The 24389-nt window shown below is 70.4% G+C and carries 24 protein-coding genes; 17 read left to right on the top strand and 7 right to left on the bottom strand.

Annotation, left to right across the window (positions count from 1 at the left end; all coding sequences use genetic code 11):
- Window positions 1–5 precede the first annotated feature (5 nt).
- Window positions 6–1217: a CaiB/BaiF CoA transferase family protein gene (locus ACGFWE_RS00770; protein WP_393596888.1), complete on the bottom strand. Its 1212-nt coding sequence runs from the start codon at window positions 1215–1217 to the stop codon at window positions 6–8.
- A 145-nt stretch (window positions 1218–1362) separates the two neighbouring features.
- On the opposite strand from ACGFWE_RS00770, the gene ACGFWE_RS00765 reads away from it, so the two are divergent.
- Genes ACGFWE_RS00765 through ACGFWE_RS00740 form a run of 6 tightly spaced genes read left to right on the top strand, consistent with a single transcriptional unit; the run spans window position 1363 to window position 6252 of the window.
- A complete protein-coding gene (locus ACGFWE_RS00765; protein ID WP_352385531.1) occupies window positions 1363–1854 on the top strand; it encodes a PaaI family thioesterase in 492 nt (163 codons plus the stop codon).
- A 4-nt stretch (window positions 1855–1858) separates the two neighbouring features.
- A complete protein-coding gene (locus ACGFWE_RS00760) occupies window positions 1859–2725 on the top strand; it encodes an enoyl-CoA hydratase-related protein (protein WP_352385533.1) in 867 nt (288 codons plus the stop codon).
- A gap of 31 nt (window positions 2726–2756) precedes the next feature.
- A complete protein-coding gene (locus ACGFWE_RS00755; RefSeq protein WP_393596886.1) occupies window positions 2757–3209 on the top strand; it encodes a MaoC family dehydratase N-terminal domain-containing protein in 453 nt (150 codons plus the stop codon).
- A complete protein-coding gene (locus ACGFWE_RS00750; protein ID WP_352385536.1) occupies window positions 3206–3628 on the top strand; it encodes a MaoC/PaaZ C-terminal domain-containing protein in 423 nt (140 codons plus the stop codon). Before ACGFWE_RS00755 ends, ACGFWE_RS00750 begins: the two co-directional genes overlap by 4 nt.
- Before the next feature lie 4 nt (window positions 3629–3632).
- On the top strand, window positions 3633–5132 hold the full coding sequence (locus ACGFWE_RS00745; protein WP_393596884.1) for a class I adenylate-forming enzyme family protein: 1500 nt from the start codon (window positions 3633–3635) through the stop codon (window positions 5130–5132).
- The gene (locus ACGFWE_RS00740) at window positions 5122–6252 is read left to right on the top strand and encodes a serine hydrolase domain-containing protein (RefSeq protein ID WP_393596882.1); all 1131 of its coding nucleotides are present in this window, start codon (window positions 5122–5124) and stop codon (window positions 6250–6252) included. Before ACGFWE_RS00745 ends, ACGFWE_RS00740 begins: the two co-directional genes overlap by 11 nt.
- 228 nt (window positions 6253–6480) lie before the next feature.
- On the opposite strand, the gene ACGFWE_RS00735 is transcribed toward ACGFWE_RS00740, so the two are convergent.
- Both ACGFWE_RS00735 and ACGFWE_RS00730 read right to left on the bottom strand, forming a co-directional pair.
- Window positions 6481–7662 carry an amidohydrolase family protein gene (locus tag ACGFWE_RS00735; RefSeq protein WP_352385542.1) on the bottom strand — a complete coding sequence of 394 codons (1182 nt, stop codon included), beginning with the start codon at window positions 7660–7662 and terminating at the stop codon, window positions 6481–6483.
- Window positions 7663–7786: 124 nt separating this feature from the next.
- Entirely contained in the window at window positions 7787–8590 is an 804-nt protein-coding gene (locus tag ACGFWE_RS00730; RefSeq protein ID WP_352385544.1) for an FCD domain-containing protein, read from the bottom strand.
- Between the two features lie 178 nt (window positions 8591–8768).
- Between ACGFWE_RS00730 and ACGFWE_RS00725 the strand changes: the two genes are divergently transcribed.
- Together ACGFWE_RS00725 and ACGFWE_RS00720 are read left to right on the top strand one after the other, a co-directional pair.
- Window positions 8769–9608, top strand: a complete 840-nt coding sequence (locus tag ACGFWE_RS00725; RefSeq protein ID WP_393596880.1) for an enoyl-CoA hydratase-related protein — start codon at window positions 8769–8771, stop codon at window positions 9606–9608.
- The gene (locus ACGFWE_RS00720) at window positions 9605–10195 is read left to right on the top strand and encodes a DUF2889 domain-containing protein (protein WP_393596878.1); all 591 of its coding nucleotides are present in this window, start codon (window positions 9605–9607) and stop codon (window positions 10193–10195) included. The genes ACGFWE_RS00725 and ACGFWE_RS00720 overlap by 4 nt, the downstream gene beginning before the upstream one ends.
- Window positions 10196–10348: 153 nt before the next feature.
- Here ACGFWE_RS00720 and ACGFWE_RS00715 read toward each other — a convergent pair whose 3' ends face one another.
- The gene (locus ACGFWE_RS00715; RefSeq protein ID WP_352385551.1) at window positions 10349–11101 is read right to left on the bottom strand and encodes a DeoR/GlpR family DNA-binding transcription regulator; all 753 of its coding nucleotides are present in this window, start codon (window positions 11099–11101) and stop codon (window positions 10349–10351) included.
- 364 nt (window positions 11102–11465) lie between these two features.
- On the opposite strand from ACGFWE_RS00715, the gene ACGFWE_RS00710 reads away from it, so the two are divergent.
- The 4 genes from ACGFWE_RS00710 to ACGFWE_RS00695 all read left to right on the top strand — a co-directional run bounded on the left by ACGFWE_RS00710 (window position 11466) and on the right by ACGFWE_RS00695 (window position 15608).
- Entirely contained in the window at window positions 11466–12743 is a 1278-nt protein-coding gene (locus ACGFWE_RS00710; RefSeq protein ID WP_393596876.1) for an ABC transporter substrate-binding protein, read from the top strand.
- Between the two features lie 124 nt (window positions 12744–12867).
- On the top strand, window positions 12868–13752 hold the full coding sequence (locus ACGFWE_RS00705; RefSeq protein ID WP_393598877.1) for a carbohydrate ABC transporter permease: 885 nt from the start codon (window positions 12868–12870) through the stop codon (window positions 13750–13752).
- Window positions 13749–14618 (top strand): carbohydrate ABC transporter permease, encoded by an 870-nt coding sequence (locus ACGFWE_RS00700; RefSeq protein ID WP_352385554.1) that lies wholly within the window; start codon window positions 13749–13751, stop codon window positions 14616–14618. Before ACGFWE_RS00705 ends, ACGFWE_RS00700 begins: the two co-directional genes overlap by 4 nt.
- A 99-nt stretch (window positions 14619–14717) precedes the next feature.
- On the top strand, window positions 14718–15608 hold the full coding sequence (locus ACGFWE_RS00695) for an alkaline phosphatase family protein (protein WP_393596874.1): 891 nt from the start codon (window positions 14718–14720) through the stop codon (window positions 15606–15608).
- A gap of 23 nt (window positions 15609–15631) precedes the next feature.
- Here the strand turns inward: ACGFWE_RS00695 and ACGFWE_RS00690 are convergent, their stop codons facing one another.
- From ACGFWE_RS00690 to ACGFWE_RS00680, 3 genes are all read right to left on the bottom strand, one after another.
- A complete protein-coding gene (locus tag ACGFWE_RS00690) occupies window positions 15632–16831 on the bottom strand; it encodes an SPFH domain-containing protein (RefSeq protein ID WP_352385558.1) in 1200 nt (399 codons plus the stop codon).
- Between the two features lie 13 nt (window positions 16832–16844).
- Complete coding sequence (locus tag ACGFWE_RS00685) at window positions 16845–17096, bottom strand: hypothetical protein (protein ID WP_069760059.1); 252 nt, start codon at window positions 17094–17096, stop codon at window positions 16845–16847.
- 467 nt (window positions 17097–17563) lie between these two features.
- Window positions 17564–18823, bottom strand: coding sequence for an acyl-CoA dehydrogenase family protein (locus ACGFWE_RS00680; RefSeq protein ID WP_393596871.1), 1260 nt, complete (start codon window positions 18821–18823; stop codon window positions 17564–17566).
- An 80-nt stretch (window positions 18824–18903) separates the two neighbouring features.
- Here ACGFWE_RS00680 and fabG point away from each other — a divergent pair, with 80 nt between their 5' ends.
- From fabG to ACGFWE_RS00655, 5 genes are read left to right on the top strand one after another with little or no spacing between them, the layout of a single operon-like run.
- Window positions 18904–19650, top strand: a complete 747-nt coding sequence (fabG, locus tag ACGFWE_RS00675; protein ID WP_352385563.1) for a 3-oxoacyl-ACP reductase FabG — start codon at window positions 18904–18906, stop codon at window positions 19648–19650.
- Between the two features lie 22 nt (window positions 19651–19672).
- On the top strand, window positions 19673–20923 hold the full coding sequence (locus ACGFWE_RS00670; protein ID WP_393596868.1) for an acetyl-CoA C-acetyltransferase: 1251 nt from the start codon (window positions 19673–19675) through the stop codon (window positions 20921–20923).
- Window position 20924: 1 nt separating this feature from the next.
- On the top strand, window positions 20925–22361 hold the full coding sequence (locus ACGFWE_RS00665) for an OB-fold domain-containing protein (protein ID WP_393596866.1): 1437 nt from the start codon (window positions 20925–20927) through the stop codon (window positions 22359–22361).
- Complete coding sequence (locus ACGFWE_RS00660; RefSeq protein ID WP_393596865.1) at window positions 22361–23569, top strand: acetyl-CoA acetyltransferase; 1209 nt, start codon at window positions 22361–22363, stop codon at window positions 23567–23569. Before ACGFWE_RS00665 ends, ACGFWE_RS00660 begins: the two co-directional genes overlap by 1 nt.
- 15 nt (window positions 23570–23584) lie before the next feature.
- The gene (locus ACGFWE_RS00655) at window positions 23585–24379 is read left to right on the top strand and encodes an SDR family NAD(P)-dependent oxidoreductase (RefSeq protein WP_393596864.1); all 795 of its coding nucleotides are present in this window, start codon (window positions 23585–23587) and stop codon (window positions 24377–24379) included.
- Window positions 24380–24389: the final 10 nt, after the last annotated feature.

Here is a 24389-nt window from a genome sequence, read left to right as displayed (position 1 = left end):
CCCCGCTACACGACACCCCGATCGTGCAGCGCAGCCAGCTGATGCTCCGTCACTCCCGCGAGAGCGGTGAGCACTTCGGCCGTGTGCTCACCCAGCGCCGGCGGCGGGGCGTACCCCTCGACCGGCGTCGCCGTGAACCGGATGGGGTTGGCGAGCATCGGCAGGGGCCCGGAGGTCGGGTCCTCGACCTCGATCAGCATCCCCCGGTGCTGGATCTGCGGGTCGGCGAAGACCTCGGGCATCTCGTTGTACGGGCCCGCGGGCACGTCGTGTGCGTCGAGTACGGTCAGCCACTCGTCCCGAGTGCGGGTGCGCAGGATCGCCGCCAGCACCGGCAGGATCTCCTCGCGGTGGGCGATCCGGGCGGAGGTCGTGGCGAACCGTTCGTCCTGGAGGAGGTCGCTGCGGTCGGCCGCGGCGCAGAACGCGGCGAACTGCTTGTCGTTGCCCGCGACCAGGAAGATCGGCCTGTCCTTGCAGGGGAAGGCCTGCGAGGGGATCCCGCCGTACCCGCCGTTGCCGCGCCGCTGCGGAACCTCGCCGGAGACCAGGTAGTTCATCGCGAAGTGGGACAGCGAGGCCAGGCCGCAGTCCAGCAGGGACAGGTCGATGAACTGCCCCTCGCCGGTGGCGTCGCGGTGGCGCAGGGCCGCGAGGACGGCCGTGGAGGCGTACAGCCCCGTGAGGATGTCGATCATGCTGACGCCGACCTTCATCGGCTCCTCGGGGTGCCCGGAGACGCTCATCATCCCGGACATGGCCTGGAAGATGCCGTCGTAGCCGGGGCGGTCGGCGTACGGGCCGGTCTGGCCGAAGCCGGTGACCGAGAGGTAGACGAGGCGCGGGTTGAGTGCGCGCAGGCTCTCGTGGTCGAGGCCGTACTTGGCGAGTGTGCCCGTCCGGAAGTTCTCGACCAGCACGTCCGAGCGTGCGGCGAGGGCGCGGATCAGCTCCTGTCCTTCAGTGGAGGCGTGGTTGACGGTGACCGACCGCTTGTTGCGGTTGGCGGCGAGGTAGAAGGCCGCGGTGTCGGTCCGGGCGCCCTCGGGTCCGGGGGCGAAGGGAGGGCCGTACGTCCGGGAGTCGTCCCCCGATCCCGGCCGCTCGACCTTGATCACCTCGGCGCCGAGATCGGCCAGCATCTGGGTGGCCAGCGGCGCGGCGAGGATGCGGGACAGATCGAGCACGCGGATCCCGGCCAGTGCGGTCGACGGCATCTGGGTCTCCCTCTGTTCACGGACGACGAATCAGTTATATAAATAATACATCTAGCGCTCGGCTGCGGCTGGCGCGATTGCCTCATCTATTCAATTCATGTAACTATATGGATCGGCCGTCAGGCCGGGACCGGAGGGCGGGCTGATGACCGTCGCGGCGAGAACCCTCACCGATCAGGAACAGCGCGAACGCCGGGCCTGGTTCCGGGCCCGCTGGGAACGCGGGGTCGCCTTCAACCGGCGCTGCCGCATCCGGGTGACACGCTGGGAAGCGGACGGGGTCGAGATCGTGCTCCCCTACGCCGAGTCCCTCTCCGCCCACGAAGACGTCTTCCACGGCGGCGTCATCTCGGCGCTCATCGACACCGCCGGGGCCGGAGCCGTGATCGCCGGGCACGACTTCACCAAGGGCAGCCGGCTCAGCACCGTGTCGATGTCGGTGCAGTACCTCGCACCCGCCCGCGGCCGTGAGGCGATCGCCTACGCGCGCTGTGTGCGGCGGGGCGGCCGGGTGCACTTCGCCGACGTCGACGTGCGGGCCGACGGACGCATCTGCGCCCGCGGGCAGGTGGTGGTGACCATCTCCGGGGAACGGCCCGGCGTCGGCGACCCGATCGAACCGCTGGACGAGGAGTGACGTGATGCCCGAGGAAACCGTGGTGGCCCCCGAGGACCTGGACCTGGACCTGGTCCTGTACGAGGTGGACGAGGACGGCGTCGCCACCGTCACCCTCAACCGGCCCGAGCGCAAGAACGCGTGGAGCCTGCCGATGGAGCGCCGCTTCTTCGGGCTCCTCGACCGGGCCGCACAGGACCCCGCCGTCCGAGTGGTGATCATCACCGGGGCGGGCCGGGCCTTCTGCCCGGGGATGGACATGCAGCGCCTGGAGCAGAACTCGCAGCCGGGGGAGTCCCTCAACCTCCAGGCCCGCGTCCCCATGTACAGCAGGCGGACCATGCCGAAGCCGATGATCGCCGCCGTCAACGGCGCCTGCGCGGGCATCGGCCTGGTGCAGGCCCTCATCTGCGACGTCCGCTTCGCCGCCCGCGGTGCCCGCTTCACCACCGCGTTCACCCGCCGCGGCCTGGCCGGCGAGTACAACCTCCCGTACGTCCTGCCGCGCGTCATCGGCCTGGAGAACGCCCTCGACCTGCTGCTCTCCGGTCGCGTCTTCGACGCCGACGAGGCGAAGGAGCTCGGCCTGGTCAGCCGAGTCGTGGAACCCGGGGATCTGCTCGACGCGGCCCGCGCCTACGCCCGGGACATCGCCCGCAACTGCTCCCCGCGCGCCATGGCCGTCGTACGGCATCAGGTCTACGGCGACCTCGACCGCCCCTTCACCGACGCCCTCGCCCGCTCCTACTCCGCCATGGAGTTCTTCGCGGGCTCGCCCGACTTCCGTGAGGGCGTGTCGAGCTTCGTGGAGAAGCGGGAGCCCAAGTTCGAGGGGCTGCCGCCGGACTTCGACCCGGACGAGGCCACGCGCGACGCGTTTCTGCCGTACTGATCTGCCGTACTGATACGAGGAGCACACGCGGATGACAGGGCAACCCTTCCCCGTCGAGGCCGGGCACATCATGATGTTCGCCCGCGCCATCGGCGACGAGAACCCGGCGTACCAGGGCGAGCCGGCGCTCGCGCCGCCCACCTTCATCATGGCGAGCGCGCACTACGACCCGGCATACCACCTGCGTCCCAAGCCGGACGAGGAGTGGTTCGGGTCGGGGCGTGACGCCGGAGTCATGGCCGAAGGCGCCGGCGGGCTCCACGCCGAGCAGCACTTCGAGTACCACCGCCCGGTGCGCGCCGGCGAGACCCTCTACGCGCACCTCTCCACCGGCCGCAGCTGGGAGAAGCAGGGCCGCACCGGCCGCCTGCTCTTCAGCGAGCGCATCACCGAGTACCGGGACGCCGACGGCGAACCGGTCGTCAGCGCCGTGACCGTGGCCGTCGTCCCCGAGGGCCCGGCGACCCCGAAGGACGCCCGATGAGCCTGAGCCCCGACGACATCAAGGTCGGCGAGACACGCGAGAGCGTCCTCGTCGACGACCTCAAGCGAACCCGGATCGTGCAGTACGCGGGCGCCTCCGGCGACTTCAACCCCCTGCACACCGACGAGAAGTTCGCCGTCGAGGCCGCGGGTTATCCCGGCGTGTTCGCCCACGGCATGCTGACGATGGGCATGACCGGCCGGGTCCTCACCGACTGGGTCGGCACCGAGGCACTGCTGCGCTACGGCGTCCGCTTCAAGGCCCAGGTCTGGCCCGGCGACACCCTCACCGCCACGGCCACCGTCGAGTCGATCGAGGACACGCCGACCGGCCCGGTCGCCCACTTCGCCCTGCGCACCGTCAACCAGGACGGCGCCGAGGTGGTCACCGGCACCGCGGCGGCCCGACTGGAGCCCTGACGTGATGGCCGCCGCGCAGGAAGAGGTGCAGGCGGCCACCTGGACCGCCATGGTGAGCCGCGCCTACGACCATGCCTGCCCCGCCGTCTGGTTCGGTGACCTGGCCTGGACCGGACGCGAACTCCTCGACCGTGCGGCCGGTGCGGCCGACTGGCTGGACACCCTCGGCCTGGAGCCCGGCGAACCGGTGCCCGCCCTGGTCGCCACCTCCGCCGACGCCCTCGCGCTGGTGATCGGCGGCGCCGGATCCGGCCACCCGCTCGCCCCGCTCGGCGTCCGCATGACGGCGTACGAGATTGCCGCCGTGGTCAAGGAGACGCGGACCCAAGTCCTGCTGGCGCAGCCCGAGTTCGCCGGCCTCGGCAAGCAGGTCGCCGAGCTCGCCGGTCGCCGGATCGCCGTGGTTCCCGAACTGCGCGCGGCATCACGGGAGTTGGTGGCAGACCCCGACGACCTCGCCACCGTCCTGCACACCTCCGGAACGACGGGCCTGCCCAAGCCCGTCCCCATGAGCCAACGGCGCCTGGCCGCCCGGGCCCGCGTGAACGGCCGGCTGTGCGCCCTCGACCCCGACAGCTTCTACGGTGGCAGCGCGCCCTTCCATCACATCGCGGGCCTGGGCAACATCGCCGTCGCCCTCGCCGCCGGCGCGCTGATCACCGGCCTGCCCCGCTTCACCGTCGAGGGCTGGGCCCTGCTGCGGGACCTCGGCACCACGCACACCAGCATGGTCCCCGCGATGCTGGAGACCCTGCTGGCGGCCGGACAGGCCCGCCACGAGACGCTGCGGACCCTCCAGTACGGCGGCGCGCCCGTCCGCCCCGGCACCCTGCGCCGGACATATGAGGCGATGCCCGGCGTCCGCATGCTCAACATGTTCGGGCAGACCGAGGGATCACCGATCAGCGTGCTCACCCCGGAGGACCACCGGGAGGCGGTGGCCGGGCGCACCGAGCTGCTGCGGTCGGTGGGGCGGCCCGCACCCGGTGTCGAGATCAGGGTGCACCACCCCGGCCCGGACGGCGTCGGAGAGATCCACGCCCGCGCCGAGCACCTGTTCAAGATCGACGCCGAGGGCTGGCTGCACAGCGGCGACCTGGGCCGCGTGGCGGAGGACGGGTATCTCTACCTGCTCGGCCGACGCACCGACATGATCATCCGTGGTGGCGAGAACGTCCACCCGCTGGAGGTGGAGACCGTCCTGTCCGCGCACCCCGGCGTGGCGGACGTCGCGGTCACCGGCGTTCCCGACGAGCGGCTCGGCCAGACCGTCGTCGCCTTCGTCGTCCCCGCGAATCCCCACGCCCCACCGCAGCCCGCGGCCCTGAGAAGCCACACCCGCGCCCGGCTGTCCGGGTTCAAGGTCCCGGTCCGCTGGTGGTTCGTGGACGACCTGCCCCGCAACGCGAACGGCAAGGTCGTACGCCGAAGCCTGCGGGAGCCCACCGCGCTCGCCGCGACCACCGCGCCCGTCGCCCTCGAAGGAGAGACACGTGACGCTTGACCACTCGGTCGTCGCCCCGCAGACCGTGGGCGTCGACCCGTACCGGCTGGACATCCTGCTGCGCCGGATCCGCCTGGAGGTCGAGCACGGGCCGCTGCCGTCCGCGCAGGTCGCCGTGGCCAGGGGCGGAAGGCTGGTCGCCTTCGAGACGTGGGGGGACGCCGAACCGTCCACGCGATACGTCCTGCAGTCCGTCGGGCGGTCGATCGTCGCGGGCGCGGTGTGGAAGCTGATCGGCGAGGGCCTGCTGGACGTGACCGAGCAAGTCGCCGCGATCATCCCGGAGTTCGCGCCGAACGGGAAGGAGGAGGTGACGGTCGAGCAGGTGCTCACCCACACCGCGGGCTTCCCCTTCGCACCGCTCGGGTACCCGAAGATGCTCGACCGCGAGCAGCGCCTGGCCGCCTTCGGCCGCTGGCGGCTCGACTATCCGCCGGGCAGTCGCTTCCAGTTCCACCTCACCTCGGCGGCCTGGCTGATCGCCGAGATCGTGGAGCGGCGCACGGGTCTGGCCTTCGCCGACTACCTGCGTGAGCGGATCGCCGAACCGCTCGGCCTGTCCTCGCTCGAACTCGGCGTCCCGGTGGACCGGCAGCCCGGCACCGTCGCCCCGATGACCGCCACCGACCGCACGAGCGACGAGCAGGGGCCCGACCCCTGGGGCCCCTGGTACCTGTCCGACCCGCGGGTGCTGGCGGCGGGCGAGCCCAGCCACGCGCTGGTCGCCACGGCCGCCGACGTGGCCCTGTACTTCCAGGCGCTGGAACACTCGGGGCTGTGGAAGCCGGAGGCGGTGGAAGAGGGCACCCGGATCCGGCTGACGGACCACCCGCACGGGGAGCAGATCTACGGGGGCGGCTCCGATCGCCGTACCAGCATGGGCCTGTTCGTCACCGTGGCCGGCCCGGACGCGGGCAGCAACCTGCCGTCCACCGGTTCGCCGGCCCTCTTCGGCAGCGCCGGTGCCGCCTACCAACTCGGCTTCCTGGACCCGGGGAGCGGCCTGTCCTTCGCCTGCCTGACCAACGGCTACCCCCTCGCCGGCTACGACCACTCCCGGCGCGGCACGGCACTCCTCACCAACATCGCGAACCTCGCGGCGGACCTCACGGACCAGTAGTGCGAGGGCGCGTGGTGCCGGGAGGAACCGGGCATCGCCTTCGTTGGTGGGGCCGGGGCCATGGCGGTTGCATGCGGCGATGTGCCTTCCGGCGGCCTGGCGGCAGCACCGGGCCTCCGGGTTCAGCAGGGTGACCACTGACCGCTCCACACCCGCTATCCCCCCCGGACAGTCTTGAGCCCGGTACCGAATGGCGGTACCGGGCTCGCCGCTTCTGTCCCGCGACGCTCAGCGGCTGATCAGCTGCTGGGCGTTGTTGTACATGATGTCGTCCTGCGCGGACTCGTCGAGCTCGGCGATGAGCTTGCGGAAGTCGGCCGGGTTGGCCAGGCCCTCCGCGTGCGGGAAGTCGGAGCCCATGACGATGGACTCGTGGTAGCCGAGGCGCTTGACGACGTTCACGATGTCGTCCTCCGGATAGGGCACCACACGGACGTGCTTGCGGAAGACCTGACTGGGGCGCTCGTCCAACTGGCCGCCGATCCAGGGGCCGTTGCGGCCCATGCCGCGGCTCTTGTCCATGTGGCGCACGAAGTGCGGCACCCACTCGGAGCCGAACTCGGACACCAGGACGTTGATGTCGGGGAACCGGCCGAAGAGGTTGTCGAAGATCAGCGCGGACAGCGTCTCCTCGACGGGGCGCTGGCCGTAGGTGTTCTGCCACTGCCAGGCCGACATCCGGAAGTGGATGGGGTTGGGGTCGTAGCCCCAGGAGGGGGCCACCTGCGAGTTGTAGTAGAACTCGCTGATGTGGTAGCAGACGCTCGCCTTGGCCTCGTTGACCAGCTTCCAGAACGGGTCGAAGTACGGGTCGCCGGGCGAACGGCCGTACACCGGGCCGGTGGGCAGCAGGATGAAGCGCGCGCCCTGGTTCAGGACGAACTCCAGCTCCTTGACCGCGCTGGGCAGATCGCGCAGTGACAGCAGCGCGGGGGCGTAGATGCGGTTCTGGTGGTTGAAGCCCCAGACCTCGTTCATGTACCGGTTGAAGGAGTGGTAGTTGGCGTAGAGCGGCTCCACGCCCTTCACGTACTCCTCGGCCACCAGCGCCCAGCCGCCCGGGTAGATGATCGTCTGGTCCAGACCCTGCTCGTCCATGACGCGCAGCCGGGAGTCGCGGTTCTGGTACGACTCGTGCATCGGCTCGAACTGGTACGTCTCCTCGGGATTGCCCGAGGCCATCGCCTTGAGCATCTCCTTGAGCGAACCGGGACGGTAGACCTGCCCGAACTCCGGTTCCAGGCATACGACGATGCGGTCCCCGGCGAGGATCACCTCCCGCCCGTCCGGCAGGGTCACCGGGGCGACCGCCGAACCGAGAAACTCCTTCGGAAGGTAGCGGGTGAAGGAGTCCCGCTCCTCGTACATGTGCTGGTCGCAGTCGAAGATGGGCTTGCGCTGTTCGGCCATGGCGTCGCCTCCGGGCCCCGGGAACTATTCAGTACGCCTTCTATAATTATCTAACTGATTAGAGAGCGCAAGGGGGAGTGGAGGCGGACCCGCCGTGAGGCGGTCTGCGGCGATGCGGGGCCGGTCAGTCGAGGAGTTCGAGCACCGTCATGGGTCCCGCGGCGTTCACGACGTCGTCCGCGCCGGCGATGTGGCGCTGCCACAGCTTCTCGGCCTCGTCCGCCTTGCCGGCCTCGATCAGGCCGACCATCCGCACATGCGCCCGGTGCCCCTTGAGGGCCTGCGTCTTCTGTGCCTCGGCATCGGCCGCGCCGGCCGTGTACGAGGCGTTGGCCCGGTCGATGATGTTGCGCAGCATGCCGCACAGCAGGATCAGGGTCTGGTTGCCGGTGAGTTCGATCAGCAGGGCGTGGAAGGCGTCCTGCGCGTCGACCAGGGCGAGCGGGTCGTCGAGGACGGCTTTCTCGGCCGCCACCGCGTCGCGCAGCTGCTTGATGTCGTCCGGCGTGTGCTTGGTGGCGAGCTGTCGGGCACAGGGCGGCTCGATGAGGGCCGCGGCACGATAGATGTCGCCCAGCGTGGCGCCCCGGTACTCGAGGATCAGACCGGCGAAGCGGGCGGCGACGTCCGAGTCCGGAGCGCTCACCCGGGCCCCGCCGTGGGCGCCGCGGCGCACCGTGATCAGGGACTCCGACTCCAGGACCCGGAACGCCTCGCGCAGCGTGGGCCGCGAGATGCCGAACTGCTCCATCAGGCCCGACTCGGGGGGCAGCGCGTCGCCGGGCTTCAGCTCGCCGCGTACGATCTGGCGACGCAGGTGTCCGGCGACCAGCTCGGCGGTCTTCGGCACCCGCACCTGACGTCCGACACGGCTGCGGGCGGGGACGGGCACGGTCGCCGTTTCTGCGGTGCGGGCTGCCTCGGCCACGGTGGGCTCCTCGTATAGCTAAATGAATCGTCTTAGTGCATCGAGGGTACCAGGTCAAGCCGTCGGTGATCTTCTTTGTGCGCCATCTGATCTGGTGCATTCGCGGTCCGTTGGTATATAGATGATTCATCTATCTATAAAGCCGGTCCAGCCGACGGATACCGCGGGAGTGACCTCGATGACCGAGAACCCGGCCCCGGAGATCCTCACCGATCTCACCGATGACGGGGTCATGCTGCTGACCCTGAACCGGCCCGAGCGGCACAACGCCTGGACGCTCGAGATGGAACTGCTCTACAACGAACTGTTCGACCGGGCGGAGCACGATCCACGGGTGCGGGCCGTGGTGCTCACCGGGGCGGGGCGCAGCTTCTGCCCGGGCATGGACATGAGCGTCCTGGACGCCGCCTCGTCGGGCGCCCGCCCCTGGCCGACCGGCCAACTGCCCCCGCGCACGCGGCCCATGTCCTTCCCGAAGCCCGTGGTGGCGGCCGTCAACGGCGCCTGCGCCGGCATCGGGTTCAACCAGGCGCTGATGTGCGACGTCCGGTTCGCCGTACCGCACGCCAAGTTCGCCGCCGCCTTCAGCGCGCGCGGACTGGTGGCCGAGGACGGCGTGTCCTGGATCCTGCCCCGGCTGATCGGCTACGGCAACGCCGCCGACCTGCTGCTGTCCTCGCGCCGGATCACCGGCACGGAGGCCCTGGCGATGGGGCTGGTCAACCGCCTGGTCGAACCGGCGGAACTGCTCCCCGCGGCACTCGCGTACGCGACCGAACTGGCCCGCTCGGCCAGCCCGTACGCGATGTCCCTCATCAAACGGCAGCTCGCCGACGACCAGGCGAGGACCTTCACCGACAGCCGCGACCACGCGGCCGCTCTGCTGGCCACGGCGAAACGCGCCCCGGACTACCGCGAGGGCGTGCGCAGCTTCATCGAACGCAGGCAGCCGGAGTTCGCGGGGCTGGGGGAGACTCCGGCCGTGGCCCCGGCGCTGTCGCAGGAGGCGTCGTCATGACACGCTCCGAACTCCCGCTGCACCGCCGCACGATCACCGTCACCGCCTACGCGGAGGGCGGCGACGAGATCTCGGTCGAGGCGGAACTGAGTGATGTGCGCCCCTGGGCGGAGCCGTCGGCCGACGTCGTCCACCGGATGACGCTGGCCGTGCGCGTACGTCTGGCCGACATGGTGATCGTGCACGCCGAGGCACAGATGGGGACCTTCCCGCACGCCGAGTGCCCGTTGATCACCCCGGCGTTCGACGGCCTGACCGGGCTCAGTGTCGCCGCCGGATACAACAGGGCGATCCAGGAGCGGTTCCGCGGGGTGCTGGGCTGCTCGCACCTGCATGAGCTGGCCCGGGTCCTGGGCCCCGCGGTCGTGCAGGCGGCCATCTCGGCGAACGCGGGCCTGCGGTACGCCGGTGAGCAGTCCCAGGGCCCGCGTTCCACGGCGGGCGTGCTGAACAGCTGCCACGTCTGGGCGCCGAACGGAGTGGGCCTGCGCAAGCTGGACGCGGGCTGGGTCCCGGGCATCGGGCCGCGTCCGGTGCCGCCGCTCAGGACCTTCGAGCACCGTGGGCCGGGGACGCCCGGCGCCTGAATGCCCGGGAAGGCCTGCGGTCGTCCCGCCCACCGTGGCGCGCTGACGACTCGGGTGACGGGGAAGCCAGGGACCGGGGGGCGCGGATCTCCGCTCCGGCCGGACCCGGCGGGCACACTGCTGCTCGGTACCCGCCCGCAGGGCGCGGCAGTCTCATACCTCGACCACCTCGACTCCCGCCTCCCGCAGACGGCTACCGGTCTTCTCGTCCACCGGGGCGTTGGTCACCACGACGTCGAGTTCCTCGGGACCGCACACGCGGGCCATTCCGGTGCCGGGGAACTTGCCCGCGTCCGCCACCAGGACCACCTGGGCGCTGGCAGCGATCATCGCCCGCTTGACGGGCACCTCGACGGCGGTGGTGTCCAGCACCTGGCCGTCCGGGCGGACCCCGCTGGTGCCGAGGAACAACCGGTCTGCGTGGACCTGCCGCAGATTGTCCTCGGTGAGGAAGCCGACCAGCGAGCGGTAGTCCCGCCGGACCACGCCGCCCAGCAGGATCAGCTGGACGTCCTTGTCGTCCTGGAGTTCCTCGTAGACGGCGAGGTTGCTGGTGATCACGGTCAGCGAGCGGCCGTGCAGATGGCGGGCCACCCGGTGGGCCGTGGTGCCGATGTCGAGCAGCACGGTCTCGCCGTCCCTGACGAGGTCCGCGCACCAGGCGGCCAGCGCGTCCTTCGCCTCGACCCGGACGCCGGCCACGTCGGCGAACGGGTCGTCCTCGCCCATCACGGGCGCGGCGCCGCCGTACACCCGTTTGAGCAGTCCCTCGTCCTCCAGTTGTACGAGGTCCCGTCGGATCGTGGCCTGACTCGCCCCGACCTTCTCGGCCAGGGCGACCACTGAGAGGGGCCCGTCCGCGCGCAGGGCGCGAAGGATCAGCTGGTGTCTCCGGTCAGCGAGCATGCCGCTGACCATACTCGCGAACTCTTCAAACTCAAGCAAAGTCACGCATGAATGTCTCGATAGTCGCTTGACCCTTGTCAAAGTCGCGCACCGGGTGCACTCTCTTGCGTAATTCAAGCGAGGTCCGGACCCCACTCCGGTCGGCCGAAGCGGATGAAGGCGTACTCCGCCGTCACGGACGCGTCGGCACCGTCTGAGAGGACCAGCTCACACGCCCCGGGTGGCTGAAGGGTTCCCACCACGCCGATGCTCTTCAGCCACCCGGCCCTCCCGTCGCACTCCCTCCATGGCTCATGACTCACAGCGTGCCGGGCATGCCCGGCATGGCCGACGCGCAGAACCCGCCCAGAACTAGGAGAAGATCGTGGATCTTTCCCGCAGACGATTCCTGCAGGCCGCCGCCCTGACGGCCGCCGCGGCCGGCGCCACCGCGGCATGCGGCGGCTCAGGGTCGAGCGGCACCAAGGACGGCAAGGACCTGACCCTCTGGTACTGGGGAGGCGCGCTCAGCGACAAGGTGGTCGCCGAAGCCAAGACGCACTTCAGCAGCCGGATCAAGCTGACCACCGACTCCATCGGCGGCGACTTCAAGCAGAAGCTCACCACCACCCTCGCGGCGGGTGCCGCCGTCCCGGACATCACCGGCATCAAGGGGGAGGACATCGCCTCCTTCCTGCCCAACGGCAACCGTTTCCTGGACCTGAACGACCTGGGCTTCAAGAGCCTCGCTCCCCAGTACCTGGGGTGGAAGACCGAGCTCGCGAAGACCACCGACGGCAAGCAGATCGGTTTCCCGATCGACATCGGCCCCACCGCGCTCTACTACCGCGCGGACCTGTTCGACAAGGCAGGTCTGCCCTCCGACCCGGCCAAGGTCGCTGCCGCGACCAAGACGTGGGACGACTACTTCGCGCTCGGCGCCGAGCTGAAGAAGGCGCTGCCGGGCACCTACCTGATCAACAACCTCGGCACGGTGTTCAACATCGCGGTCGGGCAGGGGACCAAGCGGTTCATCGACAAGAACAACCACTTCGTCGGCGACCAGGACCACATACGCGCCGCCTGGGATCTCGCCGTCCGCCCCTACCAGCTCGGTCTCGACGGCAAGATCAACGACAACACCCACAACGCCGCCCTCAGCAAGGGCACGCTCACCACCGAACTCGGGGCGGCCTGGCACGCGTTGGACATCGAGCAGGCGGCCCCCAACACCAAGGGCAAGTGGCATGTCAGCCCGAACCCGGGAGGACCGGCCAACCAGGGCGGCTCCTACCTGGCCCTGCCCAAGCAGTGCCGCAACCCCGAAGAGGCATTCAAGATCATCAGCTGGATCCTGAGCCCGGCCAACGTCGCCCGCGGCTTCACCGACGCCGCCATCTTCCCGGCCTGTCCTGCCGCTTACGCGATGCCGGCCATGACGGGTCCGGACGCCTTCTTCGGCGGACAGAAGATCATCGAGGTCTTCGGCCCGGCCGCCAAGGCCATCCCGGACAGCTACGAGGCACCCGCCGACGCCGCCGTCATGGCCCCCTACCTGACCGAGCTGACCAACATCGAGGCCAAGGGCAAGAAGCCCGACGACGCCTGGAAGGACGCGGTCAGCCAGGCCAAGCAGATCGGCCAGCGGCAGGGAGTGAGCTGACATGTCGTCACCTCCGGTCACCGGCCCCGCCGCGGTGCCCACACACCGCGGCGGACCGGGCCCGAACCGGTTCCGCCCGCGGCGCACCCCGCCCCCGGGCGCCGTACGGGTCAGACGTCGCGGAGTGCTGTCCCACTGGCGGCAGTACCTGGCGATCTCGCCCTTCTACCTGGTCTTCCTCGCCTTCTCGTTCTTCCCGGTCCTCTACTCGCTGTATCTGGCCTTCCAGCGCTGGGACGGCATCGGCACCATGCACTTCGTGGGCCTGCAGGAGTTCCGCTTCCTATGGAAGGACCCCGTCTTCTGGCTGTCGATCCGCAACACCCTGGTGATCTGGGTCCTGTCCACCGTGCCCACGCTCGTCGGCGCCCTGGTGCTGGCGACGCTGCTGCACTCGGTGCGCCGGTTCAAGGGCTTCTACCGCATCGCCCTCTACGTGCCGAACGTCACCTCGATCGTCGCCGTGGCGATCTTCTTCGGCGCGGTCTTCAGCAACAACTTCGGCCTGGTCAACGCGATCCTGGACACGGTCGGCATCTCACCCGTCCCGTGGCTGAGCGACCCGTGGCTGATCAAAGCGGTCATCGCGCTGCTGATGACCTGGATGTGGACCGGCTACAACATGATCATCTACCTGGCGGGGCTCCAGACCATCCCGAAGGAGATCTACGAGGCCGCCAAGCTGGACGGCGCCGGCGCCGTCCGCACCTTCTTCCAGATCACCATGCCGATCATGCGGCCCATCATTCTGTTCACCGTCATCATCTCGACCATCAACGGCCTGCAGAGCTTCAGCGAACCCCAGATCCTCTTCGCCAGCGAGGCCGCCAACCCCAGCCTCGGCGGCCCCGGCCAGGCGGGCCTGACCACGCTGCTGTACTTCTACCAGTCGGCCTTCGTCAACAACGACTACGGCTACGGCGCGGCCATCGTATGGGCCTTCTTCGTGCTGATCATCGTGCTGGTCCTCATCAACTGGCGCATCGTGCAACGAGGGAGGAAGCCATGACGGCAGCGGGTACGACGCCGAGGGCGACGGAGACGAGACGGTCCCGGCGCCCCAGGGGCCTGAGCGCGCACATCATCCTGATCCTGGCGGTCCTGATCTCGGTCTTCCCGTTCGTGTGGACGATCATCATGGCGACCAACACCACCCAGGACATCTACAAGAGTCCGCCGAAGCTGAGCTTCGGCTCCCATCTGCTGGAGAACATCCGGCACATGCTCAAGACCATCGACTTCTTCGGGTCGATGCTCAACACCGTCGTCGTCGCGTCCGTCACCACCGTCCTGGTGCTGCTCGTCGACTCCCTGGCGGCTTTCGCCTTCGCCAAGTTCGACTTCCCCGGACGCAGGGTGCTCTTCGCCGCGCTGCTCGGGTTCATGATGCTGCCGTTGCAGCTGGGCATCCTCCCGCAGTTCATCCTCGTCTCCAAGATCGGCTGGGTCGGCACACTCAGGGCACTCGCCCCGCCCGCCCTCGCCAACGCCTTCGGCATCTTCTGGCTGCGCCAGTACATCCAGAGCGGCGTACCCGACGAACTCCTCGACGCCGCGCGCATCGACGGCGCCGGGTTCCTCCGCCAGTACTGGAACATCACGTTGCCCATGATCAAGCCGGGATTGTCGTTCCTCGCCATCTACGCCTTCGTCAACGCCTGGAACGACTACATCTGGCCGCTCGTCGTGCTCACCAAGCCCGGCCACGTCACCCTCCAGGTGGCGCTCGCCCAGCTCAATGTCGCCCACAACACCGACTACAGCATGGTCATGGCCGGAGTGCTCATGGCCTCCGTCCCGATGCTCGTCGTCTTCTCGATCTTCGCCCGGGGCTTCATCGCGGGCGCGACCGAAGGTGCCGTGCAGGGCAGTTGAAGCCGTTGCAGGCATCGAGAGAGGTGAGGAATGACGGATGTACATCCCCCGCAGCGGCCGGTGCCCGGTCACAGCACTGATGAGGGAAGGGCGGACGGAGTGAAGCGGGGCAAGGTGCTCGTGGTGGGCCTGGACGGAGTGCGCTTCGACCGGCTGACTCGCTCGCCCTCCACGGCCCCCGTGCTGCACCGACTCATGGCGGCGGGCGCCCACGGCACCAGTCTCCTCCCCTACGGCGAGGTGGACGGGCAGGCGGAGGACGGTCCGTCGACCAGCATGGCCTACACCGACTCCGGGCCCGGCTGGTCGAGCGTACTGACCGGGGTGTGGCCCGACCGCCACGGAGTGACCGGCAACGACTTCACCGGCGCCGACTACTCCCGCTACCCCGACTTCCTCAGCCGCGCCGTCACCGCCCGGCCCGGTCTGCGTACGGCGGCCGTGGTGTCGTGGCCCGACCTGCTCCACCGCGGCACGCTCGGCCCGGCCATCGCCCGGCGGGTACTAAACGACGGCGAGGCGCAGGGCTACGAAGCCGCGGACCGCCTCGCCGCCGACACCGCCATGCGCTGGCTCACGGACGGCGACCCGGACGTGGTGTTCGTGTACTTCGGCGCCGCCGACGAAGCCGGCCATGCCACGGGCCCCCTCAGCACCGCCTACGACCACGCCCTCCTTGCCGTGGACGCCCACCTCGGGCGGCTGCTGGACGCGATCGACTCCCGACGCTCCCACCCCGGCCGCGGTGACGAGCACTGGACGGTGCTCGTCACCACGGACCACGGCCACCTCGACACCGGCGGCCACGGCGGCGACACCCGTGCCGAGCGAGAGGTCTTCGTCATCCTCACCGAACTCGGCGTACCGGGCGGCACCCCGCTCGACACCCCGCGCCTCATCGACCTGGCCCCCACCGTCCTGGACCGCCTCGGGATCCCGATGGACCCCGCATGGGGACTGCAGGGCCGCGTCCTGCCTGGGCCCTGTTAGGGGCTTCTGATCGAGAAACCCACTCAGTCGACGTCGACCCGGCCGTCGTCGCCCTTGTCGTCCTTCCGGGCGTGCAACTGGAGCAGGCCGTTGCCGCTGCCGTTGGCGCTGCTGTCCGTGGGGCGTCGGCCGTCGGGGGAGTCCTGGCCGTTCAGGTTCTGCCGGACCGAGTCCAGGATCGTCAGGCCCTGGGACACCAGGCCGGCGGCGATCTCGCCGAGACCGTCCGCGCCGTTGAGGACGTTGACGTTGGCGCCCGCGAGGCCGCCGGCGGCCTCCTTCACGATCTGCGGGAGCTGGTCGATCAGCATCCGGTCGAGCGCGACCCGGTCGTAGGAGGCCGCGGCCTCCGCCTGGATCTTCATCCGCTGGGCGTCGGCGGCGGCGAGCACCCTGATCCGCTCGGCCTCGGCCTCGGCGGGCTTCACGATCTCGGCCACCAGCTGCTGCTGGCGAAGTTTGGCCTGGCGCAGGGCCAGTTCCGTCTGGGCGTCGAGGACCTCCTGCTGGGCGTGGGCCTGCGCCAGCGGTCCGGCCTGCGAGGCCTTGGCCTGTGCCCGTTCCACCTCGGCCGAGTACTCAGCCTTGACGATGGCGGTCTGCCGGGCGTACTCGGCCTGGTTGCGGGCCGCCACCTGCTCCGCCTCGACCGAGGCCTGGGTGGCCTGGGCCTGGGCGATCTGGGCCTGCCGCTGGATGGCCGCCTTGTGCGGCGCGGACATCGCGTCGATGTAGCCGGTGTCGCCGTCGTCGATCGACTGGATCTGCAGCGAGTCCACGATCAGGCCGATCTTCGCCATCTCGGTCTTCGAGGTGTCCAGGACCTCGGCGGCGAGCTTCTGCCGCTCGGTGACGATCTCCTCGACGGTCATCGAGCCGATGATGGCCCGCAGGTGACCGGCGAAGATCCGGCCGGTCAGCACGGACATCTGGTCCTGGTCGGAGAGGAACCGCTGACCGGCGTTGATGATGCTCTCGTGGTCGTTGCCGACCTTGAAGGCGATGACGGCACGCACGTGCAGCGAGATGCCCTGCCGGGTCACACAGGTCTCGGTGACCTCGGACTCGCACATCGACAGGGTCAGGAAACGGGTCTTTCGGAAGATCGGGAGCACGAACTTGCCGTGCCCCGTCACCACTCGGAACGGCGCGCCCCCCAGTCCCCGCCGGCCCCCCGAGATCAGCATTGCCTCGTCGGGAGCGGGAACGCGGTAACCGAACATGGTCTACTACTCCTCAATCGGCGCCGGCAGGGTCGCCGCCGAGCGCGTCCAATGGATCCGCCCACTCGATGACACCGACCTCGCGACAGCCACGCGACTCGATGACGAGCACGGTCGCTCCGGTGGGCAGGGGATCCTCGGACCAGGCGAGGAAGGTCTCGGATCCGCCTCTGACGCGCACGAGGATCTCGCCGGGACCCGCGGATCCGCGGGTTCCGATGAGTACTGTCCCCGTGCAGCCGATCACGGCCTCGTCCTGCGGCATCACGGCCGTCCTCCATCGTCTGGCCCCAGGATTCAGACGATAGCCCCCCTGGGGCCGGGGGCCCAACGGGCATGACGAACCGGCCCACCACGCTCCGCTTGCCCGGCCTCGGACGCGGTCCACCGCCGGCAGCGGAGGCAGTCCCTGACGCGGTCCGCGGTCGGCGGCGGAGGCAGTCCCTGGCGCGGTCCGCGGTCGGCGGCGGAGGCAGTCCCTGGCGCGGTCCGCGGTCGGCAGCGGAGGCAGTCCCTGGCGCGGTACGAGGTCGCAGCGGGGACAGTCCCCGACGCGTCGACCGCCGGTAGCCGGCACAGCCTCCGTCGCGGTCCACCGCCGGCACCGGGGACAGTCCCCGACGCGTCGACCGCCGGCAGTCGGCACAATCCCCAGCGCGGTCCACCGCCGGCAGTCGGCACAGCCCCCAGCGCGGTCCACCGCCGCAGCCAGGACAGCCCCCCGCCCGGGCCCTAACCCGCCGCTCCCCGCGGCTCGCGCGGCAGCCCCAGGACCTTCTCCGCGAGGATGTTCCGCTGCACCTGGGACGTGCCCGCGTAGATCGTGCCGGAGCGGGCGATCAGGTACGTCGCCGACCAGGACGCCGAGGAGTTCGCGGCGCCGGGGTCGTCGGTGCGGTAGGTGCGCAGGGGCGGGCGGCCGATCGGCACCTGGCCGTGCAGGCCCATGATGTCCATCGCGAGGTCGGTGACCTTGGTGTGGTACTCGCTCCAGTACAGCTTGGCGATCGACGACTCGGGCCCGGGCTCGGCGCCCTTGAGCCAGCCGGTGAGGATCCGGTAGCCGAGATAGCGCATGATCTCGACCTTGGACCAGCACCAGGCGATGCGCTGCCGGATCACCGGGTCCTGGTCCTTGCCGTAGAGCCGGGCCAGTTCGACGAGGCGTTCCACCTCCGCCTTGAAGAGGATCGGGTTGGTCGCCGCCTCCTCCCCGCGCTCCACGCCGAGCAGGCTCTGGGCGACGGTCCAGCCGTTGTCGACGCCGCCCACGACGAGGTCGGAGCGGGTGCGGGCGCCGTTGAAGAAGACCTCGTTGAAGTGCATCTGTCCGCTCATCATGCGGAAGGGCCGCACCTCGACGCCGGGCTGGTCGAGCGGGACGAGCAGGAAGGAGATGCCCCGATGCCGGGAAGCGTCGGGGTTCGTGCGGGCCAGGACGAAGATCCAGTCACAGTGATGGGCACCCGAGGTCCACACCTTCTGGCCGTCGATCACCCACTCCTCGCCGTCCCGCACCGCACGCGTCCGCAGGGAGGCGAGGTCCGAGCCCGCGTCCGGCTCCGAGTACCCCTGGCACCAGGTGTCCTCGCCGCTGAGGATGCGGGGCAGGAAGTGGGCCTTCTGCTCGTCCGTGCCCCAGCGCAGCAGCGTGTTGGCCAGCATCTTCACGCCGAAGGTGTCCTGCGGCAGTCCGAACGGCACTCCGGCCAGTGCCAGTTCCTCCATCAGCACCACCTGGTGGAGCTTGGTGAGGCCGCGGCCGCCGTACTCCTCGGGCCAGGTCAGCGAGAGGTAGCGCCGCTCGGCGAGCAGCCGGCGCCAGGTGCGGGCGAATGCCCAGGCCGGCTCCTCGTCGAGGGCGCCGATGCCCTTCCAGTCCGGCGGCAGTGTCTCGGCGAGGAACGCCCTGACCTCGGTGCGGAACGCCTCGGTCTCCGGGGGATAGCTGATGTCCACCTGCGTACTCTCCTCGTCCGGTCCCGTGCGCACAGCACCTTCGCTGTATTGATTGTTTCAGCATAATAGGTTATCTATTTAAGAGGAATAGCGTCGAGCCAGGGCGGGCTGACATGGGACTGCTGGACGGCCGCAACGCGGTGATTACCGGCGGCGCACAGGGCATCGGCTTCGAGATCGCCGGAGTCCTCGGCGCCGAGGGGGCGTCCGTCGTCCTCGGTGACATCAACGAGGACGCGGCGGCGGAAGCCGCCGAACGCCTCGCCAAGAACGGCGTGGCAGCCACCTCGCTGCGCTGTGACGTCACAGACGAGGGCGAGGTCGCCGCCCTCGTCGCCCACGGCACGGAAATCTTCGGACCGGTCGGCGTCATGGTCAACAACGCCGGGATCACCCGGGACGCGACCCTGCGCAAGATGGCTCTCGCCGACTTCCGCGCCGTCGTCGACGTGCACCTGACCGGCGCATGGAACGGCACCCGGTACGCCGCCGAGGCGATGCGCGCGCACGGCCGGGGCGGCAGCATCGTCAACATCTCCTCCATCGCCGGCAAGGTCGGCAACTTCGGCCAGACCAACTACAGCGCGGCCAAGGCCGGACTCGTCGGCCTCACCAAGGCCTCCGCCAAGGAACTGGCGAAAGCGGGCATCCGCGTCAACGCCGTCCAGCCCGGCCTGATCCGCACCGCCATGACCGAGGCGATGCCTCCGGCCGCCTGGGACGCGAAGCTCGCGGAGATCCCCATGGGACGTGCCGGAGAGCCCGCCGAGGTCGCCCAGGTCGTCCTCTTCCTCGCCTCCGACCTGGCGAGCTACGTCACCGGAGCCGTGGTCGAGGTCACCGGCGGCCGGTACATGTGACCCCTCATGAAAGGCAGTGCTGATGCCCGCCCTCCTGCGTGACGCGGTGATCTGCGAGCCCCTGCGTACCCCCGTCGGCGGCTACGGCGGCGTCTTCCGCGACGTGACGGCGGCCGAGCTCGCCGCCACGGTCGTACGCGCCGTGCTGGAACGTACCGGCATACCGCCCGCAGCCGTGGACGACGTCCTGCTGGGCCAGTGCTATCCCAACGGCGAGGCCCCGGCGATCGGCCGTGTGGCCGCCCTGGACGCCGGTCTGCCCGTGGAGGTCCCTGGACTGCAGATCGACCGGCGCTGCGGCTCCGGACTGCAGGCGATCATCACCGCGGCGATGCAGGTCCAGACCGGCGCGAGCGACCTCGTGCTGGCCGGCGGCGTCGAGTCCATGAGCCAGGCCGAGTTCTACACGACCGGGGTGCGCTGGGGCGTACGCGGTGCGGGCACCACCCTGCACGACCGGCTGGCGCGCGGGCGCGTCACGTCCGGAGGGGCCAACCACCCCGTCCCTGGAGGCATGTTGGAGACGGCCGAGAACCTCCGGCGCGAGTACGCCATCCCCCGCGAGGAACAGGACGAACTCGCCCTGCGCTCCCACGAGAAGGCCGTCGCGGCCCAGCGGGAGGGCCGGTTCACCGACGAGATCGTGCCCGTCACCGTACGGTCCCGGAAGGGCGAGACGGTCGTCGACACCGACGAACACCCGCGCCCCGGCTCCTCGTTGGAGAAGCTCGCGTCGCTGCGCCCCGTGCTCGGCCGCCAGGACCCCGAGGCGACCGTCACGGCCGGCAACGCCAGCGGCCAGAACGACGGCGCCGCGCTCTGCGTCGTGACCCACCCCGAGCGCGCCGCCGAACTCGGCCTGCGCCCGCTCGGCCGCCTGGTCTCCTGGTCCGTCGTCGGCGTACCGCCCGTGACGATGGGCATCGGCCCGGTACCCGCCACCACCCGGGCTCTGGAGCGAGCGGGACTGAAGCTCGCCGACATCGACCTGATCGAACTCAACGAGGCCTTCGCCGCCCAGGTACTGGCCTGCACCCGCGAATGGGGCCTGACCGAGACCGACTTCGAGCGGTTCAACGTCAACGGCTCCGGCATCTCGCTGGGCCACCCCGTCGGCGCCACCGGCGGCCGCATCCTGGCCACCCTGCTGCGCGAACTGGACCGCCGTCAGGCCCGCTACGGCCTGGAGACCATGTGCCTCGGCGGGGGCCAGGGCCTGGCCGCGGTCTTCGAACGGCCGACCGACGCAACCCACGCTCATGGAGGACGCTGACATGCCCGGACTGATCGCATACGGCGCCTACGTGCCGTACCACCGCCTCGCGAGGACGGATGTCGCAGCCGCCCTGGGCGGCAAGGGGGGCAAGGGAACCCGCGCGGTCGCGGGCTATGACGAGGACACCACGTCCATGGCCGTCGAGGCGGCCCGCGGCGCCCTGGACCGTGACGGCCTGCGTGCCCGCGTCAGCCAGCTCTTCCTCGCCACCGCCGCTCCCGCCTACCTCGACAAGACCAACGCCACCGCCGTCCACGCAGCCCTCGGCCTCGACCGGCACGTGCTGGCCGCCGACATGGCCGGCTCCGTGCGCTCCGGCCTCGGCGCCCTGGTCACGGCCGCCCGCTCCCCGGTACCGACCCTGACGGTCCTGTCGGACCTGCGCACCGGCCTGCCCGGCGGCAGCGACGAGGTCGCGGGCGGCGACGGCGCGGCGGCGTTCGTCTTCGGCGGACACCGCAACGGCGCCCCGGTCATCGCGGAGCTGCTCGCCCACGACACGGTCAGCGACGAGATCCTCGACCGCTGGCGGCTGCCGAGCACGCCCGTCTCCCGGGTCTGGGAGGAGCGCTTCGCCGAGGAGATCTACGTGTCCCTCGCCGACAAGGCGCTCACCGCGGCCCTCGACCACGCGGCGGTCGACATCAGCTCGATCGACCACTTCGTGGTCGCCGGGCTGCATGCGCGCGCGTGCGCGGCGGTCCGGCGCACCGCCGGGGTCCGTCCCGAGGCGGTGACCGCGGACCTGGCCGGAGTGATCGGCAACGCCGGTACCGCGCAGCCCGGCCTGCTCCTCGCCGACGTCCTCGACCGGGCCCGGCCCGGCGAGCTCATCGCCCTCGTCGTGCTCGGAGACGGCGCCGGAGTCCTCCTGCTGCGCACCACCGACGCGCTCCCGGCCCACCGCGCGGCCCGCCCGGTCGCCGCCCAGATCGCCCAGGGCAGCGCCCCCATGCCGTACGCCACCTACCTCTCCTGGCGCGGTCTCCTCGACCGCGAACCACCCCGCCGACCGGACCCCGAGCCGCCCTACGCCCCGCCCGCACACCGCCGCACCGCCTGGAAGTACGGCTTCGTCGCCTCCCGTTGCGAGAAGTGCGCCACCCGGCATCTGCCACCGGACCGGGTGTGCACCTCCTGCCACAGCGTGGACGCCATGACCGACGAGCCGATGGCACACGTGCAGGGCACGGTCGCCACGTTCACCGTCGACCGGCTGGCGGCCACGCCGAGTCCGCCGATGCTCGTCGTGGTCGTCGACTACGACGGCGGCGGCCGGTTCCGCTGCCAGCTCACCGACGCCACCGAGGCCGACGCCGTGATCGGGGCCCGGGTGGAGATGACGTTCCGGCGCACGGTCACGGCGTCCGGCGTCCACAACTACTTCTGGAAGGCCCGGCCGGTACGGACGGGCGAGGCTGAGGAGACACGCTGATGGGCTCGCACGGAATACGGGACCGGGTCGCGATCGTCGGCATGGGCTGCACGCCCTTCGGCGAGCACTGGACCCGCTCGGCGGACGACCTGCTGATCGACGCCGTCGGTGAGGCGGTCACCTCGGCCGGCATCACCCTCGACGACATCGACGCCTACTGGTTCGGGACCCAGGCCTCCGGCGTGTCCGGGCTGACCCTGAGCCGGGCGCTGCACCTGCCCCACAAGCCGGTCACCCGCGTCGAGAACATGTGCGCGACCGGCTCCGAGGCGCTGCGCAACGCCTGTTACGCCGTCGCCTCCGGGGCGTACGACGTCGCGATGGCCGTCGGCGTGGAGAAGCTCAAGGACTCCGGCATGTCCGGGCTTTCCGGTACGGCCATCCCGGGCGCGGGTGACGACAGCCGCGGGGAGATCACCGCCCCGGCGAACTTCTCCCTCCTGGCCCCTGCCTACGCCGCCAAGTACGGCCTGGCGGAGGAGGACATGAAGGACGTCATCACCCGCATCGCCTGGAAGAACCACGTCAACGGGGCCCGCAACCCGCGCGCCCAGTTCCGCAAGGAGGTGTCGCTGGAGCGCATCCGGTCGGCCCCGATCGTCGCGGGCATGCTGGGCGTGTTCGACTGCTCGGGCGTCTCCGACGGCTCGGCGGCGGCGATCGTCGTACGTGCCGAGGACGCCTACAAGTACACCGACAAGCCGATCTTCGTGAAGGCGCTGTCCTTCGTCGCCGGTCCGGCGGACGGGCTCCTCGACCCGGAGTACGACTTCACCACCTTCCCCGAGGTCGTCGCCTCCGCACGGGAGGCCTACCGGCAGGCGGGCATCACCGACCCGCGCGCCGAGCTCGCCCTCGCCGAGGTCCACGACTGCTTCACGCCAACGGAGTTGGTGCTGATGGAGGACCTGGGCTTCTCCGAGCGCGGTCAGGGCTGGAAGGACGTCACCAGTGGGGCGTTCGACCTGGACGGCTCGCTGCCGGTCAACCCGGACGGTGGCCTGAAGGCCTTCGGCCACCCCATCGGCGCCTCCGGCCTGCGCATGATGTTCGAGGCATGGCTCCAACTGCGCGGTGAGGCACCGGCCGAGCGGACGGTGAAGTCCGTGGCGGAAGGACGCTCGCTCGCCCTGACCCACAACCTCGGCGGCGGACCGGGCGAGTGCGTCTCGTTCGTGTCGGTCGTCGGCAGTCAACTCACCGAATAGAGAAGGCGGTTCGCCATGGCGCGACTCCAGGACAAGATCGCCGTCGTCACCGGGGCCGCGTCCGGCATCGGCGCGGCCACCGCACGGCGCCTTGCGGCCGAGGGGGCCCACACGGTCGTGGCCGACCTGAACCTCGAGGGTGCCAAGGCGGTGACGGAGCAGATCCGCGCCGCCGGCGGCTCCGCTACGGCGGTCCCGGTCGACCTCGGCGACATCGAGAGCGTACGGGCCATGGTGGCCGCGGCGGTCGAGACGTACGGCGGTCTCGACGTCCTGCACAACAACGCGGCGGCCACCCACCTGGCCGCCCGTCAGGACCTCGCCGTCGCGGAGGCCGATCCGGCGGTCTGGGACGACACGATGCGCATCAACCTGCGCGGGACCATGGTCGCCATCCAGGCCGCCGTCCCGCACATGATCGCGCGCGGCGGCGGCTCGATCATCAACACCTCGTCCGGAGCCGGGCTTTCGGGCGATCTGCGCAACCCGGCGTACGGCGCCTCGAAGGCCGCCCTCATCAACCTGACGCAGTACGTCGCCACCCAGTACGGCAAGCAGGGCGTGCGCTGCAACGCCATCGCGCCCGGGTTCATCGTCACCCCGGCCAGCGCCGGTTCGGCGCACGGGGCGATCCGGGACGCGATGCTGCGCCATCACCTCACCCCGCGCCTGGGGCGCCCCGAGGACGTCGCCTCGGCGGTCGTCTTCCTCGCCTCGGACGAGTCGGCCTTCATCACCGGGCACACCCTGCGCGTGGACGGCGGACTGCTGTCCCACCAGCCGTACGTCGCGGATCTGCGCGACGCCTGACACGACCCCT

Source organism: Streptomyces sp. NPDC048523 (genome assembly GCF_043199815.1).
Taxonomy (GTDB): domain Bacteria; phylum Actinomycetota; class Actinomycetes; order Streptomycetales; family Streptomycetaceae; genus Streptomyces.
Note: the sequence above shows the minus strand (reverse complement) of the source record. Positions and strands in the feature narration are given on the sequence as shown.

Bases quoted from the DNA above. Each gene is read 5' to 3' on its own strand.
- ACGFWE_RS00655 (WP_393596864.1), top strand. From the start codon at position 23,585: ATGGCGCGACTCCAGGACAAGATCGCCGTCGTCACCGGGGCCGCGTCC.
- ACGFWE_RS00765 (WP_352385531.1), top strand. From the start codon at position 1,363: ATGACCGTCGCGGCGAGAACCCTCACCGATCAGGAACAGCGCGAACGC.
- ACGFWE_RS00670 (WP_393596868.1), top strand. From the start codon at position 19,673: ATGCCCGCCCTCCTGCGTGACGCGGTGATCTGCGAGCCCCTGCGTACC.
- ACGFWE_RS00750 (WP_352385536.1), top strand. From the start codon at position 3,206: ATGAGCCTGAGCCCCGACGACATCAAGGTCGGCGAGACACGCGAGAGC.
- ACGFWE_RS00720 (WP_393596878.1), top strand. From the start codon at position 9,605: ATGACACGCTCCGAACTCCCGCTGCACCGCCGCACGATCACCGTCACC.
- ACGFWE_RS00755 (WP_393596886.1), top strand. From the start codon at position 2,757: ATGACAGGGCAACCCTTCCCCGTCGAGGCCGGGCACATCATGATGTTC.
- fabG (WP_352385563.1), top strand. From the start codon at position 18,904: ATGGGACTGCTGGACGGCCGCAACGCGGTGATTACCGGCGGCGCACAG.
- ACGFWE_RS00760 (WP_352385533.1), top strand. From the start codon at position 1,859: ATGCCCGAGGAAACCGTGGTGGCCCCCGAGGACCTGGACCTGGACCTG.
- ACGFWE_RS00665 (WP_393596866.1), top strand. From the start codon at position 20,925: ATGCCCGGACTGATCGCATACGGCGCCTACGTGCCGTACCACCGCCTC.
- ACGFWE_RS00700 (WP_352385554.1), top strand. From the start codon at position 13,749: ATGACGGCAGCGGGTACGACGCCGAGGGCGACGGAGACGAGACGGTCC.
- ACGFWE_RS00685 (WP_069760059.1), bottom strand. From the start codon at position 17,096: ATGCCGCAGGACGAGGCCGTGATCGGCTGCACGGGGACAGTACTCATC.
- ACGFWE_RS00770 (WP_393596888.1), bottom strand. From the start codon at position 1,217: ATGCCGTCGACCGCACTGGCCGGGATCCGCGTGCTCGATCTGTCCCGC.
- ACGFWE_RS00690 (WP_352385558.1), bottom strand. From the start codon at position 16,831: ATGTTCGGTTACCGCGTTCCCGCTCCCGACGAGGCAATGCTGATCTCG.
- ACGFWE_RS00660 (WP_393596865.1), top strand. From the start codon at position 22,361: ATGGGCTCGCACGGAATACGGGACCGGGTCGCGATCGTCGGCATGGGC.
- ACGFWE_RS00735 (WP_352385542.1), bottom strand. From the start codon at position 7,662: ATGGCCGAACAGCGCAAGCCCATCTTCGACTGCGACCAGCACATGTAC.
- ACGFWE_RS00725 (WP_393596880.1), top strand. From the start codon at position 8,769: ATGACCGAGAACCCGGCCCCGGAGATCCTCACCGATCTCACCGATGAC.
- ACGFWE_RS00745 (WP_393596884.1), top strand. From the start codon at position 3,633: ATGGCCGCCGCGCAGGAAGAGGTGCAGGCGGCCACCTGGACCGCCATG.
- ACGFWE_RS00715 (WP_352385551.1), bottom strand. From the start codon at position 11,101: ATGCTCGCTGACCGGAGACACCAGCTGATCCTTCGCGCCCTGCGCGCG.